This is a genomic window from Streptomyces sp. NPDC047022, from assembly GCF_040644155.1.
GTDB lineage: Bacteria > Actinomycetota > Actinomycetes > Streptomycetales > Streptomycetaceae > Streptomyces.
Genome location: NZ_JBEYVV010000016.1, coordinates 93,053 through 113,032, shown reverse-complemented (window position 1 = coordinate 113,032; position 19,980 = coordinate 93,053). Strand labels below are relative to the sequence as shown.

Sequence of the window (19,980 nt, the reverse complement as noted above, 5' to 3'; positions counted from 1 at the left end):
GATCAGGCGGTCATGGAACCGGCGGACCGGCGCGCGTCTCTGGCGCCGGTCCGGACGGGTGTCACTTCGTCCTGAGCGCCTGCGCCATCTTCGTCAGCTGCTCGAACGACGCCGTGCCGGCGACCACGGTCGTGGAGCCCTTCGCCTTGAGCACGAGCGCGTCGTAGCGGCCCCCTGTGTAGCGCTGCCAGACCTGGCCGCCGATGTTCTGCGTGGCCGTCGACTCCTTGCCGCCCTGGCTCGCGTCGTCGATGAACGCCGCGGGCTGCTGAGTCGACTGCTCGACCGCCACGTACTGACCGGTGGGGTCCTGGAAGCCGAGGTGCCAGGCATCGAATTGACTGCCGTCGAAGGTCACCGAGGTGGGCTTCCAGGTAGCGGGCAGCCCCTCGGGCGCCGCCACCGGGTAGGTCGCCGAGCGGCGGGCCGTGAGCAGCTCGACGCTGTAGTCGACCCGCTTGATATCGGGGGTGTGCTCGTCGTGCGGAATGAAGAAGAGGTAGATGACGCCCGCCATCAGCCCGATCAGGCCCAGGGAGAGAATCATGTCCCGGACCGTCTTCTGCTTGCCATTCGTGCCTGCCACGCCCCTATCGTCGCAGGTGCAGAGGTCCGCTCATCCGTGGGGCCCTCTGCTCATCTTGTCTGCTCAACGATAGAGTCTGTGAGCACACCCTCATCCGGCCGTCGTCGTATCAGAAAGGTGCGCTCCGATGACCGAGAATCATCACCACCTGCCGTCCGAGCTCGAAGTACCGTCCGAGGCCCCGGACCGCAACCTCGCCCTGGAACTCGTCCGGGTCACCGAGGCCGCCGCCATGGCCGCGGGCCGCTGGGTCGGCCGCGGGGACAAGAACGGCGCGGACGGCGCGGCCGTGCGCGCCATGCGGACCCTCGTCCACACCGTCTCGATGAACGGCGTCGTCGTCATCGGCGAGGGGGAGAAGGACGAGGCCCCGATGCTCTTCAACGGGGAACGGATCGGTGACGGCACCGGTCCGGAGTGCGACATCGCCGTGGACCCGATCGACGGCACCACGCTCACCGCCAAGGGCATGCCGAACGCCATCGCGGTGCTCGCCGCCGCCGACCGCGGCACGATGTTCGACCCGTCCGCGGTCTTCTACATGGACAAGCTGGTCACCGGCCCCGAGGCGGCCGACTTCGTCGACATCAACGCGCCCGCCTCGGTGAACATCCGCCGCGTCGCGAAGGCGAAGCGGTCCGCTCCCGAGGACGTGACCGTCGTCATCCTGGACCGGCCCCGCCACGAGGGCCTCATCAAGGAGGTCCGGGAGACCGGCGCGCGGATCAAGCTGATCTCGGACGGAGATGTCGCCGGTTCGATCCTCGCGCTGCGCGAGGGCACGGGCGTCGATCTGCTGCTGGGCATCGGGGGGACGCCCGAGGGCATCATCTCCGCCTGCGCGGTGAAGTGCCTGGGCGGCACCATCCAGGGCAAGCTGTGGCCCAAGGACGACGAAGAGCGGCAGCGGGCCATCGACGCGGGCCACGACCTGGACCGCGTGCTGACCACGGACGACCTCGTCTCCGGCGAGAACGTCTTCTTCGTCGCCACCGGCATCACCGACGGCGAACTGATGCGCGGGGTGCGGTACCGCTCCGAGACCGCCACCACCGACTCGATCGTGATGCGCTCGAAGTCCGGCACCGTCCGCCGGATCGAATCCGTGCACCGGCTGAGCAAACTGCGCGCGTACAGCGCCGTCGACTTCGACCGCGCGAAGTAGGCAGCGGGCCACGGGCGCCGGGCCCCCGTCCGGCGCTCCCGCTCGTCACGCCGGGGCGCCCTCTGTGCGGAGAGGGCGCCCTTGCCCGGGGCCCGTAGGCCCGTGGTGGGTCTCGTCGGCCGCGGCCGCGGTGGCCGTCAGCCGGCCGCGGCTATCGTCCCCCGCGCGGCCTTCTTCAGCTCCATGTCGCGGCGGCGGCGCCGGGCCAGCACCACACGGCGCTCGGCGGCCGTGAGGCCGCCCCACACCCCGTAGGGCTCGGGCTGGAGCAGCGCGTGCTCCCTGCACTCGACCATGACCGGGCAGCGCGCGCACACCCGCTTGGCCGCCTCCTCGCGCGAGAGCCGGGCCGCGGTGGGCTCCTTGGAAGGGGCGAAGAACAGGCCCGCCTCGTCGCGCCGGCACACCGCCTCCGTGTGCCATGGGGCGTCCTGGTCTCTGTCGTGCGCTGGCACCCGCTGACGCGGGACGTCAGCGACCTGCAGAGACGAAAGCGGCGGTTGCAGCACGGTCTACTCCTGACGACGGCTTCGCGAGCGAGAGACGATGCAGCAAGCCCTACCCGCTGTACGCGCGCCTATGCACTGAGTTCCCAACCGCTGGTATTCCAGAGGGTGTTCGCGCGCCTCCGCACCCCCGCCCGCCCCCTTTCGGTGCGACCGGATTCACACATGTCAACGGTCCAGGTGCTTACGCAAAGCCTTGTCCACCTTGCCCGACACCTTGTCCGACACTCGGTCGAGGATGTCCGCGACGAGCTTGCCCCGCTTGGGCCGCGCCTCGACGTTTCCGAGGACGGCCAGTCCGTCCACATAGACGACGGGCGCGTCCTGCTCCTCCGAATCCAGCGGGCTCACTTCGAAGTTGCCGAGGACACCGCCGCCGGTGCCGCGCAGCGAGATGTTCTCCGGGACGCGGACCTCGACATTGCCGAAGACCGAGATCGCCTTGATCACGACCTGCTGATACTCGAATATCGCCTCGCTCAGGTCGATCTCGACGCTGCCGAAGATCGCGTACGCGTGTATACGGCGGCCGGGGCGCCAGCGGCCCTTGCGCACGGCGCTGCTGAAGACCGCCACCACGTTGTCGTCGGGCTCGACCGGTACCGAACCGGGGGCCGGGCGGCCCGGAGCCGGCATGCGCGCCTGAGGGGTGGTACGGCCCGAGTGGGCCGCGGGCAGGTCGCGGACGAACCGCTCCAGCTCACCGACCGTCTTGGCGTTGAGCACACCCTCCACGCGCTCGGCGTGCTCCTCCGCCGTGAGGCGGCCCTCGGCAAGGGCGTCGCGCAGGAGGTCGGCGATGCGGTCACGGTCGGCGTCGGAGCAGCGCAGCTCGGCCGGGGGCACGGGCCGGCGGTCCGTCGGGGCAGGGCTCTTGTGAAGGTCCACGGGAGCAGCGTACCGAAACGCGATAGATCGCGACTACCCCTCGATCCGGGCCTGTGGAAATCCGGCCCCGGACCGGCCGGCCGGTCGACTGAGCCCTACCTCACAAGCTCGCCGCCGCCACCAGGTTCTACGCTGGTGGACGCTGCCAACGGAGGCCAGCCGCTGACTGTCTAGTGAGGAATGGGCGAGATGCCTGAGTTCGCGTACACCGATCTGCTGCCGACAGGAGAGGACACCACGCCCTACCGGCTGGTGACCTCCGAGGGCGTCGCCACCGTCGAGGCCGACGGACGCACCTTCCTCAAGGTCGAGCCGGAGGCTCTGCGCAAGCTCGCCGAAGAGGCGATCCACGACATCCAGCACTACCTGCGCCCGGCGCACCTCGCCCAGCTGCGCCGCATCATCGACGACCCGGACGCCTCGGCGAACGACAAGTTCGTCGCGCTGGACCTGCTGAAGAACGCGAACATCGCGGCGGCGGGCGTGCTCCCCATGTGCCAGGACACCGGCACGGCGATCGTCATGGGCAAGCGCGGGCAGAACGTCCTCACCGGGGGCGAGGACGAGAAGGCGCTCTCCCACGGTATCTACGACGCGTACACCAGGCTGAACCTGCGGTACTCGCAGATGGCTCCGCTCACCATGTGGGAGGAGAAGAACACCGGCTCCAACCTGCCGGCGCAGATCGAGCTGTACGCGACGGACGGCGGCGCCTACAAGTTCCTGTTCATGGCGAAGGGCGGCGGCAGCGCCAACAAGTCCTTCCTCTACCAGGAGACGAAGGCCGTCCTGAACGAGGCCTCCATGATGAAGTTCCTGGAGGAGAAGATCCGTTCCCTGGGTACGGCCGCGTGCCCGCCGTACCACCTGGCGATCGTCGTCGGCGGTACGAGCGCCGAGTACGCGCTGAAGACCGCCAAGTACGCCTCCGCGCACTACCTGGACGAGCTGCCGACCGAGGGCTCCCCGCTCGGCCACGGCTTCCGGGACACGGAGCTGGAGGAGAAGGTCTTCGAGCTGACGCAGAAGATCGGTATCGGGGCCCAGTTCGGCGGCAAGTACTTCTGCCACGACGTGCGCGTGGTGCGGCTTCCGCGGCACGGCGCCTCCTGCCCGGTCGCGATCGCGGTCTCCTGCTCGGCCGACCGTCAGGCGGTCGCGAAGATCACGGCGGAGGGCGTGTTCCTCGAGCAGCTGGAGACGGACCCCGCGCGGTTCCTGCCGGAGACGACGGACGAGCATCTGGAGCAGGGCGGCGACAGTGACGTCGTGCGCGTCGACCTGAACCAGCCGATGAACGAAATCCTCGCCGAGCTGTCCAAGTACCCGGTGAAGACGCGTCTTTCGCTGTCCGGTCCGCTGGTCGTGGCACGCGACATCGCGCACGCCAAGATCAAGGAGCGGCTGGACGCGGGTGAGGAGATGCCGCAGTACCTGAAGGACCACCCGGTGTACTACGCGGGTCCGGCCAAGACTCCGGAGGGTTACGCGTCCGGGTCCTTCGGTCCTACGACGGCCGGGCGCATGGACTCCTACGTCGAGCAGTTCCAGGCGGCGGGGGGCTCCATGGTGATGCTGGCGAAGGGCAACCGGAGCAAGCAGGTCACGGACGCGTGCGCGTCCCACGGCGGCTTCTACCTGGGGTCGATCGGCGGGCCTGCCGCGCGGCTCGCGCAGGACTGCATCAAGAAGGTCGAGGTCGTCGAGTACGAGGAGCTCGGCATGGAGGCCGTGTGGAAGATCGAGGTCGAGGACTTCCCGGCGTTCATCGTCGTGGACGACAAGGGGAACGACTTCTTCCAGGCGCCTGCCGAGCCGCCGACGTTCACGTCCATTCCGGTCCGGGGACCGGGGCTGGCGTAGTCCTGACGGGGTGGGCGGGGGTGAGTCCCGCCCCCGGCCGCCCCTTCCCGTCCCGCCCAAGGGGCTCCGCCCCTTGCGCCCCGCTGGGGCCGCGCCCCAGGCCCCGCTTCGGCCTGAACGGCCTCGCCCTCGAACGCCGGACGGGCTAATCGGCGGAACATCCGTGTCCCCTTGCGCGCTGTACCCACCATGAGCGAATACCGCATCGAGCATGACTCCATGGGCGAGGTACGGGTCCCCGCGGGCGCCAAGTGGCGGGCGCAGACCCAGCGGGCCGTGGAGAACTTTCCCGTCTCCGGGCAGCGGATCGAGCGTGCGCACATCGAGGCTCTCGCGCGGATCAAGGCCGCCGCCGCCAAGGTCAACGCGGAGCTCGGCGTGCTCGACAAGGACATGGCCGGTGCCATTCAGGAGGCGGCAGCCGAGGTGGCCGAGGGGCGGTGGGACGAGCAGTTCCCCGTGGACGTGTTCCAGACCGGCTCCGGGACCTCGTCGAACATGAACGCAAACGAGGTGATCGCCACGCTCGCCACCGAGCGGCTCGGCAGGGACGTACACCCCAACGACCATGTGAACGCCTCCCAGTCGTCCAACGACGTCTTTCCCTCCTCCCTGCACATCGCCGCCACCGCCGCCGTCACCCGCGACCTCGTCCCGGCGCTCGAACACCTGGCGTCCTCCCTCGAACGCAAGGCCGAGGAGTTCGCGGATGTCGTGAAGGCAGGGCGGACCCATCTCATGGACGCCACCCCCGTGACGCTCGGACAGGAGTTCGGCGGATACGCCGCCCAGGTGCGCTACGGCGTCGAGCGGCTGCACGCCTCGCTGCCGCGGCTCGCGGAGCTGCCCCTGGGCGGCACCGCGGTCGGCACCGGGATCAACACCCCGCCGGGCTTCTCCGCCGCCGTCATCGCCGAGGTCGCCCGGGCCACCGGACTGCCGTTGACCGAGGCACGGGACCACTTCGAGGCCCAGGGCGCCCGGGACGGCGTCGTCGAGATGAGCGGGCAGCTCAGGACCATCGCCGTGGGGCTGACCAAGATCTCGAACGATCTGCGGTGGATGGCGTCGGGCCCGCGGACGGGGCTGGCCGAGATCGGGCTGCCCGATCTCCAGCCGGGGTCCTCGATCATGCCCGGCAAGGTCAACCCGGTGATCCCGGAGGCCGTCCTCATGGTGGCCGCGCAGGTCATCGGCAACGACGCCACGATCACCACCGCGGGCGCCTCCGGAGCCTTCGAGCTCAACGTGATGATGCCGGTTCTCGCGAAGAACGTACTGGAGTCGGTCCGGCTGCTGGCCAACGTCTCGCGGCTGCTCGCCGACCGGACCGTGGACGGCATCGTCGCGCACCGCGAACGCGCCCGCGAGTACGCCGAGTCCTCGCCCTCCGTCGTCACCCCCCTCAACAAGTACATCGGGTACGAGGAGGCCGCGAAGGTCGCCAAGAAGGCGCTCGCCGAGCGCAGGACCATCCGTGAAGTCGTCCTGGACTCGGGGTACGTGGAGCGCGGCGACCTCACCCTTCAGCAGCTGGACGAGGCGCTCGATGTCCTGGGGATGACGCACCCGTGAGCGGTGCGCGTCATGTCGTCCGCCCGTGAGCGAACCATCACGGACGCTGAGGCGTCTGATGCCCGAGGCACCTAATATCTGTGCATGGCGGACGACGGAGCGGTGAGGTGGATGGAAGCGGGCGGGCCGGGCAGGCACTGGGCGCCGGGGGAGCGGATCCTGTGGCGGTACCGGGAGAACGGCAAGGAACGCTTCCACATCGTCCGCCCCGTCACCGTGGTCAGGGACGACCACGAGGTGCTCGCGGTGTGGATGGCGCCCGGGACCGAGTGCGTCAAGCCCGTGCTCGCCGACGGCAGGCCGGTGCACGCCGAGCCGCTGGGGTCCCGCTACACGGCCCCGCGGTCCATAGCGCTCGACCGCTGGTCCGGCACCGGTGTGCTCAAGCTGGCCCGGCCCGGCGACCCCTGGTCGGTATGGCTGTTCTGGGATCCGGGCTGGCAGTTCAAGAACTGGTATGTGAACCTGGAGACACCGCTGCTCAGATGGGACGGCGGCGTCGACTCCGAGGACCATTTCCTGGACATCTGCGTCTACCCCGACCGCAGCTGGGACTGGCGCGACGAGGATGAGTTCGCACAGGCACAGCGCGACGGGCTGATGGGCGCTCAGCTTGCCGAGCGGGTACGGGAAGCGGGACGCTCGGCAATGGCGGCGATCCGCGCGTGGGACGCGCCCTTCTCGGACGGCTGGCAGCACTGGCGACCTGATCCAGCCTGGTCAGTGCCTCCTCTGCCGGAAGACTGGGACCGTACGCCTGCGCAGGTGACCTCATGAGACCCTTGTTGCGCCCCCGCGGTACAACCGTAGGATCGTCCTCCGCAAGGGCATGCAACAGCAACTCCCGCAGTATGCGCTGGGCTTGACCGAACGTCACCGAGGGGCGGCAGGACGTGAGCGACGGGTACGAGGGCCACACCGGGACGGCTCGCCCGGCCCGTGGGCCATGGACGGTGTGGGAGCACGCGGGAATTCCGTTCCTGGGACATGCATTCCGGGTATCGGGACTTCTGCGGGACCCACTGCACGCACGGCGCGCAGCCCCGGACGGATGGATTCGACACGCGTGACGGAGCACCCGACCTCCCACGAGCGCCCGCAGCCGGGCGCCGGCCCCGCGGACGGCCGCGGGGCGCTCCTGCGTACCCCGGAGCCGCTGCCCTCGCCGTCGCCCTCCGCCTTACCCGCACAGACCCGGCCGGGCGGCTCCTCCGCGTCGCCCGCCGCCCCGTTCGCGTGCGCGGCACAGCACGGCCCGTCCGGCAACCCGCCCGGCGCGTCCACCCCGCTGCCCGCTCCGGACGGCGAGCACTCCCAGCCCTCCGCCGACGAGACGGGCGGCACACACCGGCCGCGCCCCGCGCCGGAGAGCATTCCGGTGCAGCCCGGCGCCGAACAGGACCGTGCCCCGGGTCCGCCCGCCGGCAAGGACCGGCGCACCGGTCAGGCCCCGCCGCACGGCCCCATGCCCATGCGGCGCGACGGGGACCGGCTGCGCTTCGTGGGCGCCGCGACCCGGCGGATCGCCCGCGGTATCGATCTCGACGAGATCGTGATGGGGCTGTGCCGGGCCACCGTGCCCACCTTCTCCGACGCGATCCTCGTCTATCTGCGCGATCCGCTGCCCGTGGGCGACGAACGGCCCACGGGGCCGCTGGTGCTGCGGCTGAGGCGTACCGACCGGATTCCGCAGGAGCGGGATCTGGAGGAGGGGATCCTGACGGTGCCGGCGCCGGAGAACTCCGGCCTCGCGGCGCTGAGCAACGAGATCTGCGAGGTACGGCCCGGGGGCGCGCTCGCCGAGGTGCTGCGCGGGGTGCGGCCGGTCTTCGCCGACGCGCCCGCCGCCCGCGCCGCGCTGCCGGAACTGCTCGGCGACGACCTCACGGTCCCCGGGGGCCAGCGCGCGATCCTCGCGCCGCTGCGCGGGCGCCGCAGGGTCATCGGTGCCGTGCTGTTCCTGCGCCGCCCGGAGCGCCTCGCGTTCGAGGCCGACGATCTGCTGGTCGCCGCGCAGCTCGCCACGCACAGCGCCCTCGGCATCGACAAGGCGGTGCTGTACGGGCGTGAGGCGTACATCGCCGACGAGCTGCAGCGCACGATGCTGCCGGAGACGCTGCCGAACCCGACGGGCGTTCGGCTCGCCTCCCGCTATCTGCCCGCCGCCGAGACCGCCCGCGTCGGCGGCGACTGGTACGACGCCATTCCGCTGCCCGGCAGTCGGGTGGCGCTGGTGGTGGGTGACGTCATGGGTCACTCCATGACCTCCGCGGCGATCATGGGGCAGCTGCGCACGACGGCACAGACCCTCGCCGGGCTCGACCTGCCGCCGCAGGAGGTGCTGCACCACCTGGACGAGCAGGCCCAGCGGCTCGGCACCGACCGCATGGCCACCTGCCTGTACGCGGTCTACGACCCGGTCGCGCACCGGATCACCATCGCCAACGCGGGCCACCCCCCGCCGGTACTGCTGCATCTGGGCGGCCGTGCCGAGGTGCTGAGGGTCCCCGCGGGCGCGCCCATCGGTGTGGGCGGGGTGGACTTCGAGGCGGTCGAGCTGGACGCCCCGGCCGGCGCCACCCTCCTGCTGTACACGGACGGCCTCGTGGAGTCGCGGCTGCGGGACGTGTGGACCGGTATAGAGCAGCTTCGGGAGAAGCTCGCCGCGACCGCCCAGCTCACCGGCGCGGATCATCCGCCGCCGCTGGAGGCCCTGTGCGACGAGGTGCTCGACATGCTCGGCCCCGGCGACCGGGACGACGACATCGCGCTGCTCGCCGCCCGATTCGACGGGATCGCGCCGAGTGACGTCGCGTACTGGTTCCTGGAGCCCGAGGACGCCGCCCCGGGCCGTGCGCGGCGCCTGGCCCGCCGGGCGCTGGCCCGCTGGGGCATGGAGGAGCTGACGGACTCGGTGGAGCTGTTGGTCAGCGAGGTCGTGACCAACGCGGTGCGCTATGCGTCGCGGCCGATCACGCTGCGTCTGCTGCGCACGGACGTGCTGCGCTGCGAGGTGGGGGACGACGTGCCCCAGCTGCCGCGGCTGCGGCAGGCCCGCGCCACGGACGAGGGCGGCCGGGGGCTCTACCTGGTCAACCGGCTGGCGCGGCGCTGGGGCGCGACCCGGCTGAGCACCGGGAAAGTGGTCTGGTTCGAGCTGAACCGGGGGTGACGCCGGCCCCCGCCCGGGCATGGGCGGGCCCGGCCGCGCCGGGGCGTCAGCGGACCGGGAGGGCCCGGACGAACCCGGATGAGGACCAGGGCTGGACCGGATCCAAGGTTGCCGTCGTCCCGTTTGCGGAGTTGACTGCTGGAAAGGAGCAAAAGGAACGAAGCGACCTGACCGACACCCTCTGTAGCGACGGGAGGACGCTTGTGGCTCAGGCATCCCAGCAGGTCCCGTACACGACCAGCAACGCCGGCATCCCCGTGGAGAGCGACGAACACTCGCTGACCGTGGGCCCCGACGGTGCCATCCTGCTCCAGGACCACTACCTCATCGAGAAGATGGCCCAGTTCAACCGGGAGCGCGTCCCGGAACGGGTGGTGCACGCCAAGGGCAGTGGTGCGTACGGGGTCCTCGAAGTCACCAACGACGTGAGCCAGTTCACCAAGGCCGACCTGTTCCAGCCGGGGAAGCGCACCGAGATGCTGGCCCGCTTCTCGACCGTGGCCGGCGAGCTCGGCTCCCCCGACACCTGGCGCGACCCGCGCGGTTTCGCGCTCAAGTTCTACACGGAGCACGGCAACTACGACATGGTCGGCAACAACACGCCGGTCTTCTTCGTCCGTGACCCGCAGAAGTTCCAGGACTTCATCCGCTCCCAGAAGCGCCGCCCCGACAACGGGCTGCGCGACCACGACATGCAGTGGGACTTCTGGACCCTGTCCCCCGAGTCCGCGCACATGGTGACGTGGCTGATGGGCGACCGGGGCATCCCGAAGTCGTACCGCCACATGAACGGCTACTCCTCCCACACCTATATGTGGGTCAACGGCGGCGGTGAGAAGTTCTGGATCAAGTACCACTTCAAGACCGACCAGGGCATCGACTTCCTCACCCAGGAGGACGCCGACCGCCTCGCCGGCGAAGACACCGACCTGCACCGCCGCGACCTGTTCCAGGCGATCGAGCGCGGCGACCACCCGTCCTGGACGGTGTACGTACAGGTGATGCCGTTCGACGACGCCCCGGACTACCGGTTCAACCCGTTCGACCTGACCAAGGTGTGGCCGCATGGCGACTACCCGCTGATCGAGGTCGGCAGGATGACCCTGAACAAGAACCCGGAGGACTACTTCGTCCATATCGAGCAGGCCGCGTTCGAGCCCAGCAACATGGTGCCCGGCATCGGCCCGTCCCCGGACAAGATGCTGCTCGGCCGGCTCTTCTCGTACCCGGACACGCACCGCTACCGCATCGGCCCGAACTACACCCAGCTGCCTCCCAACCGGCCGCGCTCGCGGGTGAACTCGTACGCCAAGGACGGCCCGATGCGCTACGAGCCCGCGAACACCGCCGCCCCGTACGCGCCCAACTCGTACGGCGGACCCGCGGCGGACGTCGGCCGGTTCGGTGACATCGCGGGCTGGCGGTCGGCGGGCGAGATGGTGCGCGAGGCCCCCGAGCTCCACCGCGAGGACGACGACTTCGGTCAGGCGCACACCATGGTCCGTCAGGTGCTGGACGACGCGGCCCGCGACCGGCTGGTCTCCAACGTGAGCGGGCATCTGCTGTGCGGCGTCTCCCGCCCCGTCCTCGACCGCGCGGTGCAGTACTGGCGCAACGTCGACAAGGAGATCGGCGACCGCATCGCCCACAACGTCAACGGCGGCTGACGTACACCTTCACGTCCGGTGTTTCACGGCGAAGGGCGCCCGGCGGAGGTCCGCCGGGCGCCCTTCGCGCTACTGCGGGGGGTTCGGATCGATCGGGTCCACCGGCGGCTTGCTGGACGTCGGCGGAATCGACGCCGACGGCGGCGGGCTCGTCGGCGGCTTGCTGTTCGACGGCGAAGTCGAGCTCGTCGGCGGCTTGCTCGACGCCGACTTGCTGGGCGACGGGTCCTTGCTCGTGCTCGGCGACGACGAGGGTGAGCTGGTCGGCGAGTGGGTGAGCGACGGCGACACGGTCGGCTGGACAGCCGCGCCCTGCTGCGTGTCCAGCTCGAACTTCGTCACCGAGCCCATCGCGGAGAAGGTGTACGCGGCCCAGATCTTCGCCGGGTAGTTGCCACCGTTGATGCGGCCTCCGCTGTCGGTGAGGCCCGTGGCGTGCGCGAGCGTCACCTGGGCACCCGTCTTGGCGTCCTGGCCGAACAGACCGACCGAGGTGACCAGGTTCGGCGTGTAGCCGGTGAACCAGGCCGACTTGTTGCTGTCGGACGTACCCGTCTTGCCCGCCACCTGCTGGTCGTTGCGCTCCGAGTTGCCCGCCACCGAGTCGCGGGCGGTTCCGTCGTCGACCACACCGGTCAGGACCGAGGTCACCGTGTCGGCGGCCTGGGGGCTGATGACCTGGCCGCCGATCGGGTTCGGCATGGCGAAGTCGCCGCCCCGGAACAACACCTTCTGGATGATCGCCGGGGTGACCTTCCTGCCGTGGTTGTCCAGGGTCGCATAGACGCCGGCCATCTCCATCGGGCTCGCGCCCATGGAACCGAGCGTCTGCGCGGGCACGGCCGGCAGGCCCTTGGTGTCCAGACCCAGGGAGTCCGCGACCTTCAGCACCTTCTGCATGCCGACGTCGACGCCCATCTGCGCGAAGACCGAGTTGACGGAGTCGTCCATCGCCCTCTGGACGCTGATGGGACCGTAGTTGTGGTTGTCCTCGTTCGGCGGGTCGAAGGCGATCGCGCTGCCCTTGACCGGACGGCCGCTCGTGCCGTCGTAGATCGTGTTCGCGTCGATCGCCTGGCCGTCCTGCGTCTTGGCCTGCTGGTCCAGGGCCGTCGCGAGAATCACCGGCTTGAAGGTGGAGGCGGGCTGGTAGTCGCGACGGGTCGCGTTGTTCACGTAGTGCTTGAAGTAGTCCAGGCCGCCGTACATGGCGAGCACCCGGCCCGTCTTCGGGTCGACGGACACCGCGCCGGGCTGGACGTCGGCGTCCTTCGCTCGCTCCTTCGGGTTCAGCTTGCTGGTCAGCTCGTCCTTGACGGCCCGCTCCAGCTGAGCCTGCTTCTTCCGGTCGATGTTCAGCGTGATGGTCCAGCCGCCCCGCTTCACCCTCGCCTCTGCCTCGGCCTGGGTACTGCCCTGGGCGACGAGCTGGTTCTCCAGGGCCGTGTTGGCCGCGTCCACCATGTACCCGGCCTCGCCCTTCAGGGCGGGCGCCGGCTTCGGGTCCATGGGCACCGGGAACTTCATGGCGGCGCGCTTGCCCGCGTCCAGCCAGTGCTGGCCGACCATGTTGTTCAGGACGTAGTTCCAGCGGGCCTGTGCGAGCTGCTTGCCGGTGTTCGTGGCGATGGCCCAGTCGTACTGGTTCGGCGCCTGGAGCAGCGCCGCGAGGTACGCGCCCTCCTCCACCGTGAGGTGCTTGGCGTCCTTGCGGTAGTACGCCTGCGCGGCGGCCTGGATGCCGTAGGCGCCACGGCCGTAGTAGCTGGTGTTGATGTAGCCCGCCAGGATGTAGTCCTTGGACTTCTGGCGGTCCAGCTTCAGGGAGATGACCAGTTCCTTCAGCTTGCGCGTGACGGTCTGGTTCTGGGTCAGGTAGTAGTTCTTGACGTACTGCTGGGTGATCGTCGAACCGCCCTGCGCGCCCTTGCCGGAGAGGGTGTTGAGGATGCCGCGGGCCGTGCCCTTCAGATCGACGCCGGCGTCGTTGTAGAAGGTCTTGTTCTCGGCGGCGACGAAGGTGTGCTGGACGTCCTTGGGGACCTGCGAGAGGTCCACGTTCTCGCGGTTCAGATCACCGGTGCGGGCGAGCAGAGTCTTCCCGTCGTTGTAGTAGTAGACGTTGCTCTCCAGCTGGGCCGCGGCGTTCGCCTCATCCGGGATGGGAGTCATCATGTACAGCAACGCGAACGCGCCCATGACCAGCAGCACGAAGGTGAACAGCGAGCCCAGGACCGTCTTCCAGGTGAAGAACCTGCGTATGCCGCCCTTCTTGCCCTTCCCCTTCTTGGAGTCGGCCCTGGCGCCGGCGCGGGCCGCGACGCGGGAACCGACCGGAGCGGCACCGGGGCCGACCGATGCGGAAACAGTCGTTCCGGTCGAGCGCTTGGGCGCCGCGCGGCGGCCACTGCGCTGCCGCGCTCGTCTCTCTTCCGCTCGTCCCATGAGTCGATCCGCTCCGCTCCGTCGTCGTGTGTCACACAGGTACGTGGCCCAGGTCAGCTCAGAAAACTAACACCGTGCGGTATGACAAAGGGCCGCCGATCCCACCTTTTGCGGACGTGACAATCAGCACCTGCCCCACCGGAACCGACGAAAGAAAGACGCAAAAGGTTGTCAGGTCCGGACAGGTGTTATCGATTCGCTAGAAGCGGGCCACAGAGCAAAAAGGTATGAACCCGGCGCCGCACCCTCCGGCCCGAGCCGGAAGCCAGGGCGGGTGGTGGCCGACATCAATCCCTCCCCCCACTCGTGTAGCAGAAACGTGACAATGGCCTCCCACCAGGGGAAACATGCCCCCCTCACGCCCTGGACCAAGATCTATACACAGTAGGTATACGCGGTGCGTATACGCCGTGTGTACAGTGCTTCCATGTCCATCGGTCACACACTCCTGGGACTCCTGGAGTCCGGGCCCCGTCACGGTTACGACCTGAAGCGGGCCTTCGACGAGAAGTTCGGTCACGACCGGCCGCTGCACTACGGCCAGGTCTACTCGACGATGTCCCGACTGCTGAAGAACGGTCTCGTCGAGGTCGACGGCATCGAGGCGGGCGGCGGCCCGGAGCGGAAGCGGTACGCCATCACCGAGGCCGGGATCACCGACGTACAGCGGTGGCTCGCGACCCCGGAGAAGCCCGAGCCGTATCTGCAGTCGACCCTCTACACCAAGGTCGTCCTCGCGCTGCTGACGCACCGCGACGCCTCCGAGATCCTCGACACCCAGCGCTCGGAGCATCTGCGCATGATGCGGATGCTGACCGAGCGCAAGCGCCAGGGCGATCTGGCCGACCAGCTCATCTGCGACCACGCCCTGTTCCACCTCGAAGCCGACCTGCGCTGGCTGGAGCTGACCACCGCGCGGCTGGACCGACTCGCCCAGGCGGTGACCAAGTGACTCCTCCTCCCGGTTCCCTGCTCGCAGCGCAGGACCTGCACAAGACCTACGGCCAGACCGTCGCCCTCGACGGCGCCGAGTTCTCCATCCACCCCGGCGAGGTCGTCGCGGTGATGGGCCCTTCCGGCTCCGGGAAGTCGACCCTGCTGCACTGCCTCGCCGGGATCGTGCCCCCCGACTCGGGCTCGATCCTCTACAACGGCCGCGAGATGGCCGGCATGAGCGACGCCGAGCGCAGCCTGCTCAGGCGCTCCGAGTTCGGGTTCGTGTTCCAGTTCGGTCAGCTCGTACCCGAACTGACCTGCGTCGAGAACGTGGCTCTCCCACTGCGGCTGAACGGCATGTCCCGCAAGGAGGCCGAGCGGCACGCGCTGGCCCGCATGGAGCGGCTCGAGGTCGACGACCTCGCGAAGAAACGTCCCGGCGAGGTCTCCGGCGGTCAGGGCCAGCGCGTCGCCGTCGCCCGCGCCCTGGTCACCGACCCGCGCCTGCTGTTCGCCGACGAACCCACCGGCGCCCTCGACTCGCTCAACGGCGAGCGCGTGATGCAACTGCTCACCGAGGCGGCCCGGTCCTCGAACGCGGCGGTCGTGCTGGTGACGCACGAGGCGCGGGTGGCCGCGTACTCCGACCGCGAGATCGTGGTGCGTGACGGCAAGTCCCGGGACATGGAGCGGGCCGTATGAAGACGCGGAAGCAGCCGTCCGCGGGAGCGTCCAGGACCTGGGGAAGGTCCAGGGATCTGGCCATGGGCGTCCGGTTCGCCGTCAACGGCGGGCGCGAAGGGTGGATCCGGCTCCTGCTGACGGCCGTCGGCGTCGGGCTCGGTGTGGCGCTGCTGCTGCTCAGCGCGGCCGTCCCCAGCATCCTGTCGGTGCGGCACGAGCGTGAGCAGGCGCGCCAGGACTACACCTACGGCCCGACGGACAAGCCCAAGGCGGACAACACACTCGTCATCGCCGACATCGACGACACGTTCCACGACATGGACGTACGCGGTCGGCTGCTGGAGCCCGAGGGCTCCCGGGCGCCACTGCCGCCCGGGGTGGACAAGTTCCCGGCGGCGGGCGACATGGTCGTCTCCCCGGCGCTGAAGACACTGCTCGACTCCGACAGCGGCAAGGTGCTGCGGGAGCGGCTGCCGTTCCGGATCACCGGGACCATCGGGGAGAGCGGGCTCGTCGGCTCGCACGAACTCGCCTACTACGCGGGAGCGCACAACCTCGCGCCCAGGATCAACGGCTCCTCCGTGGCTCGTATCAACCGGTTCGGAGATCCCCATCCGGTCCAGCAGCAGGCGGATCCGATCCTCGTCCTGCTCACCCTGGTCATGTTCGTCGTACTGCTGATGCCGGTGGCCGTGTTCATCGCCACGGCCGTGCGGTTCGGCGGCGACCGGCGCGACCGCAGGCTCGCCGCGCTACGGCTCGTCGGCTCCGACGGCGGGATGACCAGGCGCGTCGCCGCGGGCGAGGCGCTCGCGGGATCGCTGCTCGGGCTGGTCCTCGGCGCCGGGTTCTTCCTGATAGGCCGCCAGGTCGCGGGCACCGCGGAGATCCTCGGCATCAGCGTCTTCCCCGACTATCTGAACCCCTCGCCCGCCCTCGCCGTGCTCATCGCGGTCGCGGTCCCGGCGGCGGCGGTGCTGGTCACACTGTTCGCGCTGCGCCAGGTCGTCATCGAGCCGCTCGGCGTGGTCCGCACGGCCAAGCTCAGGCGCCGCCGGCTGTGGTGGCGGCTGCTGCTGCCGGTGGGCGGCGTGGCACTGCTCTACCCGATGATCGGGCAGGGAGACCACACGGACTACAACCCCAACCTGGTCACCGGTGGCGTCATGCTGCTGCTCGTCGGTGTGACCGCGCTGCTGCCGTGGGTCATCGAAGCCGTGGTCGCACGGCTCGGCCGGGGCGGCGTCGCCTGGCAGCTGGCCGTCCGCAGGCTCCAGCTGAGCAGCGGCAGCGCGGCCCGCATGGTCAACGGCATCGCGGTGGCGGTGGCCGGAGCCATCGCGCTGCAGATGCTGTTCGCCGGGGTCACGGGCCACTACACCACGGCGACCAAGAACGACCTCAGCCGGGCGCAGGTGCAGGTGAACCTGCCGAACGGGGTGCCGTTCGACACGGCCGGCCAGAAGTTCAAGGAAACGAAGGGCGTCCTGAAGTCCACGGCGCTCGGCGGCGGCACCTTCGTGGACAAGCCCAAGGGCGACGGCAGCTCCGCCGAATTCACCGTGGGGGACTGCGCCTCGCTGAGGCAAGTGGCGAAGATACCTTCCTGCCGCGACGGTGATGTGTTCGTCACCCACCTCGGCTCGTACCAGTCGGACACGCTCAAGCCGGGCAAGACGCTCTACCTCGACCCGGACACCCTCGACACGAAGACCCGCACCGTGTCCTGGACGGTGCCGAAGGTGCTGAAGCACGTCCGGCCGACCAACGACCCGACGGGCGGGGCGACAGCGGGCATCCTGCTCACACCGGGCGCGATGCGAGAGCGTGTCTCGTCCCTGGTGCACGGACAGATCTACCTCTCGATCGACCACTCCGTGCCGGACGCGGTCGACAACATCCGCACCACCGCGGCACGGATCGACATCATGGCGAACACCATGGAGATGTCGTCCACGCAGACGAACAACCGGTTCGTCTCCCTGCGCACCGGTCTGCTCGTGGGCGCCACCTGTGTCCTGGCGCTGATCGGAGCGAGCCTGCTGGTGTCACAGCTGGAGCAGCTGCGTGAGCGCAGGAAGCTGCTGTCGTCGCTGGTCGCCTTCGGTACCCGGCGCCGGACGCTCGGTCTGTCGGTCCTGTGGCAGAGCTCGATCCCGGTCGCACTGGGGCTGCTGCTGGCGTCGGTGGTCGGGGTGGGTCTCGGCGCGGTCCTGCTGTCGATGACCGGCCAGAGCATCCGCGTGGACTGGGGGAGCGTCCTGTCGATGACGGGCATCGGCGCCGGAGTGGTCCTTCTGGTGACGCTGCTCAGCCTGCCGCCGCTGATGCGGATGATGCGGCCGGACGGGCTGCGCACGGAGTGATCTCCGCCGCGCACCGCGCGACCCGTGCGGGCCCCCTCCCTGTGTCCGGGAGGGGGCCCGCACATGTTCAAAGTCGATACTCCTTCACCACCCTGCGCACCTGGGCGAAGAGCATGCCGACGTTCACGGACTTGCGGCACACGACCACGGCGACGACGTCCTGCTGCTCGGTCATTCGCACGAACAGATGGGTGAGGTTGTCGCTGTTGACGAGGATCTCCTGGAAGAAGTGGTTCTCGGTGGTGATCCCCCGGCGTTCCTTGAACACGTCCTCGATCATCACGACCGTACGGCCCTGGAACAGGTCGAGGGTCGCGCCCGCCAGGAGGTCGAGCACCTCGGGCGGGTGGTTGTCCACGGTCTCGTACGACAGCAGCATGCCCGTCGACATGTCGACCACGCCCGAGGCGACACAGTCGGGGGCATCCGTACGCAGTGCTTTGACCAGGCCCATCACCTGATCGGAGAATCCCGGAGTCATACGCTTCGTCGCCATCCCTTCACACTCCTTCGGGTGCCTTCTCGGTGAGGATCGAGCCGATCCGGTCGATCGTCGGCTGGATCGTCCGATGCATCCGATCCACATCCACGCCCTCGTCGCCGAGTACGACCATCAGGGCGGTGTCACCTACCGCGTAGAACGCGGCACAGCCATCGCTGCCGTACGCCACCGCACCGCGCAGGGCGCCACGGGCGGTCGCCTCGGCGGTGCGTCGCGCGAGACCGAGCCCGGCGGCCGCGAGGGCGGCCAGCCCTTCGGGATCGATACCGCTCGCCGTGTCCGCCGCGATGAGCAGCCCGTCGGACGCGGCGACCGCCGTGTCCGTAATTCCGGTCACCTGCTCGCGCAGACCGCGCATTTCACGTGCCAGCGCGTTGTGATCCATGTATTCGACTCCCTACGGCAGTGCCCTGGCTGATCGCATGTGTTCGTATGTCGTCGGTATTCGCATGTAGTTGACTCTCGACTCTTGTCGGCGTTCATCTTTCGTGTGCGCCCGCCTTTCGTTTCCGTCCGTTGATGTCATCCGGCGTCTAGGTGAGCCGTCTTGGGGTACGTCATTTCGCGGTTCCGCTGCGCAGCCGGAAGAACCCCCTCCAGCTCGCCCCGCCCTCCTTCTCCTCGTCGAGCGTCTCGGCGATCCCGCTCGCGCCGGGGGTACGGCGAGGCAGGGCGGGGGCGGGGCCCGCGGGCGGTGGAGAGGTGGGGAAAGGCGGCACACCGGCGGCGACCTCCGGCGCCGCCGCGTTCGCCGGCTCCTCCGCCTCCGGGGGCGGTGTGCGGGGGCGCAGTCCCTCCGGCGGCACACTGGCTTGTATGCGCACCGGTGGCACCGCCGAGTCGAGGCACTCGAGGTGTCCCTCGCTCAGCAGCCGGGCCATCTCGACGGTGATCGTGTACACGGCCCGTCCGGTGCGGAAGGCGATGTCACGAGCGGTGCGGCGGCCGTCGGCATGCGCAAGCAACTCCCGCTGCACCTCGCTGAGCTGGGTGAGGTCGACGCCGAGTGCGGGCACCGGACGCTCCCGCTCGGGGCGCACTGGATGAGGCAGGACATCCAGCGCGGCCAGCTTGCGCGCCGCCTGGTGGAGCAGACGGGTGGACATCTCGCCGACGTTCAACGCCTCGGGCGGGTCGGCCGGGTCGTCGAGCTCCTCGCAGCCGTCCACGCTCCCGGCGGCGATGGCGAAGACCGCGTCCTGCATCGCCATCACGCGCACGACCCGCAGTCCGGCAGCCCCGGCGCCGGACCGCCCGGAGCGCACGAGCAGCGTTCCGGGTCCGGGGGCGCCGGGGCTCGAGACAGCGACCACGAGTCCGTCGCGCACATGGACGACTCCCCCGGGCTGTCCGGAAACCCTCAGCCCGCCGTCGCCCTTTTCCCGCGCGAATCGCGTCACAGCCCGCGACAGCGGGTCGTAACCGGCCCGCCCAAGGGATTCCCGTATGCCCGCCACAACTCCCCTTGGAATGTCGCACACACGCCTGACGCGTCACGCTGAGGAGGCATGTGTATCAGCCGGGGCGCATACCGCACCGATATTCGCACTACCTGACGGAAGTTGAATTCTCTCGCCGTTCCCGGTGCGTCATCGGACGCGTGAATGACCGAGTATGTGTGCGGG

The 19,980-nt window shown here is 69.5% G+C and carries 16 protein-coding genes; 9 read left to right on the top strand and 7 right to left on the bottom strand.

All coding sequences use genetic code 11. From position 1 onward, the window contains the following. Nucleotides 1-61: 61 nt before the first annotated feature. Nucleotides 62-586, bottom strand: coding sequence for a DUF4245 domain-containing protein (locus tag ABZ845_RS18830; protein WP_360980640.1), 525 nt, complete (start codon nt 584-586; stop codon nt 62-64). Between the two features lie 127 nt (nt 587-713). Between ABZ845_RS18830 and glpX the strand changes: the two genes are divergently transcribed. Continuing rightward, nucleotides 714-1,751, top strand: a complete 1,038-nt coding sequence (gene glpX, locus ABZ845_RS18825; RefSeq protein ID WP_360980637.1) for a class II fructose-bisphosphatase — start codon at nt 714-716, stop codon at nt 1,749-1,751. A 137-nt stretch (nt 1,752-1,888) separates the two neighbouring features. Here the strand turns inward: glpX and ABZ845_RS18820 are convergent, their stop codons facing one another. Both ABZ845_RS18820 and ABZ845_RS18815 read right to left on the bottom strand, forming a co-directional pair. Then, complete coding sequence (locus ABZ845_RS18820; RefSeq protein WP_360980634.1) at nt 1,889-2,260, bottom strand: WhiB family transcriptional regulator; 372 nt, start codon at nt 2,258-2,260, stop codon at nt 1,889-1,891. Between the two features lie 165 nt (nt 2,261-2,425). After that, nucleotides 2,426-3,145 (bottom strand): DUF1707 domain-containing protein, encoded by a 720-nt coding sequence (locus tag ABZ845_RS18815; RefSeq protein ID WP_360980631.1) that lies wholly within the window; start codon nt 3,143-3,145, stop codon nt 2,426-2,428. Between the two features lie 180 nt (nt 3,146-3,325). Here ABZ845_RS18815 and ABZ845_RS18810 point away from each other — a divergent pair, with 180 nt between their 5' ends. From ABZ845_RS18810 to ABZ845_RS18790, 5 genes are all read left to right on the top strand, one after another. Continuing rightward, the gene (locus ABZ845_RS18810) at nt 3,326-5,008 is read left to right on the top strand and encodes a fumarate hydratase (RefSeq protein WP_360980628.1); all 1,683 of its coding nucleotides are present in this window, start codon (nt 3,326-3,328) and stop codon (nt 5,006-5,008) included. A gap of 189 nt (nt 5,009-5,197) precedes the next feature. Beyond that, entirely contained in the window at nt 5,198-6,583 is a 1,386-nt protein-coding gene (locus ABZ845_RS18805; protein ID WP_360980625.1) for a class II fumarate hydratase, read from the top strand. 84 nt (nt 6,584-6,667) lie between these two features. Then, nucleotides 6,668-7,360 (top strand): DUF402 domain-containing protein, encoded by a 693-nt coding sequence (locus tag ABZ845_RS18800; RefSeq protein ID WP_360980622.1) that lies wholly within the window; start codon nt 6,668-6,670, stop codon nt 7,358-7,360. Nucleotides 7,361-7,634: 274 nt separating this feature from the next. Continuing rightward, on the top strand, nt 7,635-9,755 hold the full coding sequence (locus ABZ845_RS18795; RefSeq protein WP_360980619.1) for a SpoIIE family protein phosphatase: 2,121 nt from the start codon (nt 7,635-7,637) through the stop codon (nt 9,753-9,755). Between the two features lie 203 nt (nt 9,756-9,958). Then, a complete protein-coding gene (locus tag ABZ845_RS18790; protein WP_360980616.1) occupies nt 9,959-11,422 on the top strand; it encodes a catalase in 1,464 nt (487 codons plus the stop codon). 69 nt (nt 11,423-11,491) lie between these two features. On the opposite strand, the gene ABZ845_RS18785 is transcribed toward ABZ845_RS18790, so the two are convergent. After that, on the bottom strand, nt 11,492-13,867 hold the full coding sequence (locus ABZ845_RS18785) for a transglycosylase domain-containing protein (protein ID WP_360980613.1): 2,376 nt from the start codon (nt 13,865-13,867) through the stop codon (nt 11,492-11,494). A gap of 427 nt (nt 13,868-14,294) precedes the next feature. On the opposite strand from ABZ845_RS18785, the gene ABZ845_RS18780 reads away from it, so the two are divergent. From ABZ845_RS18780 to ABZ845_RS18770, 3 genes are read left to right on the top strand one after another with little or no spacing between them, the layout of a single operon-like run. Next, the gene (locus ABZ845_RS18780) at nt 14,295-14,819 is read left to right on the top strand and encodes a PadR family transcriptional regulator (RefSeq protein WP_360980610.1); all 525 of its coding nucleotides are present in this window, start codon (nt 14,295-14,297) and stop codon (nt 14,817-14,819) included. Continuing rightward, nucleotides 14,816-15,505, top strand: coding sequence for an ABC transporter ATP-binding protein (locus ABZ845_RS18775; RefSeq protein WP_360980607.1), 690 nt, complete (start codon nt 14,816-14,818; stop codon nt 15,503-15,505). The genes ABZ845_RS18780 and ABZ845_RS18775 overlap by 4 nt, the downstream gene beginning before the upstream one ends. Beyond that, nucleotides 15,502-17,853, top strand: a complete 2,352-nt coding sequence (locus ABZ845_RS18770; protein WP_360980604.1) for an FtsX-like permease family protein — start codon at nt 15,502-15,504, stop codon at nt 17,851-17,853. Before ABZ845_RS18775 ends, ABZ845_RS18770 begins: the two co-directional genes overlap by 4 nt. 67 nt (nt 17,854-17,920) lie before the next feature. Here ABZ845_RS18770 and ABZ845_RS18765 read toward each other — a convergent pair whose 3' ends face one another. The 3 genes from ABZ845_RS18765 to ABZ845_RS18755 all read right to left on the bottom strand — a co-directional run bounded on the left by ABZ845_RS18765 (nt 17,921) and on the right by ABZ845_RS18755 (nt 19,683). Next, complete coding sequence (locus ABZ845_RS18765) at nt 17,921-18,349, bottom strand: hypothetical protein (RefSeq protein WP_360980601.1); 429 nt, start codon at nt 18,347-18,349, stop codon at nt 17,921-17,923. Nucleotides 18,350-18,353: 4 nt separating this feature from the next. After that, entirely contained in the window at nt 18,354-18,740 is a 387-nt protein-coding gene (locus tag ABZ845_RS18760) for a roadblock/LC7 domain-containing protein (protein ID WP_360980598.1), read from the bottom strand. A 172-nt stretch (nt 18,741-18,912) separates the two neighbouring features. After that, the gene (locus tag ABZ845_RS18755) at nt 18,913-19,683 is read right to left on the bottom strand and encodes a MarR family transcriptional regulator (protein ID WP_360980595.1); all 771 of its coding nucleotides are present in this window, start codon (nt 19,681-19,683) and stop codon (nt 18,913-18,915) included. Between the last annotated feature and the right edge of the window lie 297 nt (nt 19,684-19,980).

Excerpts from the sequence above, each read along its gene's own strand:
- glpX (WP_360980637.1), top strand. The coding sequence starts at position 714 with ATGACCGAGAATCATCACCACCTGCCGTCCGAGCTCGAAGTACCGTCC.
- ABZ845_RS18810 (WP_360980628.1), top strand. The coding sequence starts at position 3,326 with ATGGGCGAGATGCCTGAGTTCGCGTACACCGATCTGCTGCCGACAGGA.
- ABZ845_RS18805 (WP_360980625.1), top strand. The coding sequence starts at position 5,198 with ATGAGCGAATACCGCATCGAGCATGACTCCATGGGCGAGGTACGGGTC.
- ABZ845_RS18800 (WP_360980622.1), top strand. The coding sequence starts at position 6,668 with ATGGCGGACGACGGAGCGGTGAGGTGGATGGAAGCGGGCGGGCCGGGC.
- ABZ845_RS18795 (WP_360980619.1), top strand. The coding sequence starts at position 7,635 with ATGGATTCGACACGCGTGACGGAGCACCCGACCTCCCACGAGCGCCCG.
- ABZ845_RS18785 (WP_360980613.1), bottom strand. The coding sequence starts at position 13,867 with ATGGGACGAGCGGAAGAGAGACGAGCGCGGCAGCGCAGTGGCCGCCGC.
- ABZ845_RS18780 (WP_360980610.1), top strand. The coding sequence starts at position 14,295 with ATGTCCATCGGTCACACACTCCTGGGACTCCTGGAGTCCGGGCCCCGT.
- ABZ845_RS18770 (WP_360980604.1), top strand. The coding sequence starts at position 15,502 with ATGAAGACGCGGAAGCAGCCGTCCGCGGGAGCGTCCAGGACCTGGGGA.
- ABZ845_RS18765 (WP_360980601.1), bottom strand. The coding sequence starts at position 18,349 with ATGGCGACGAAGCGTATGACTCCGGGATTCTCCGATCAGGTGATGGGC.
- ABZ845_RS18760 (WP_360980598.1), bottom strand. The coding sequence starts at position 18,740 with ATGGATCACAACGCGCTGGCACGTGAAATGCGCGGTCTGCGCGAGCAG.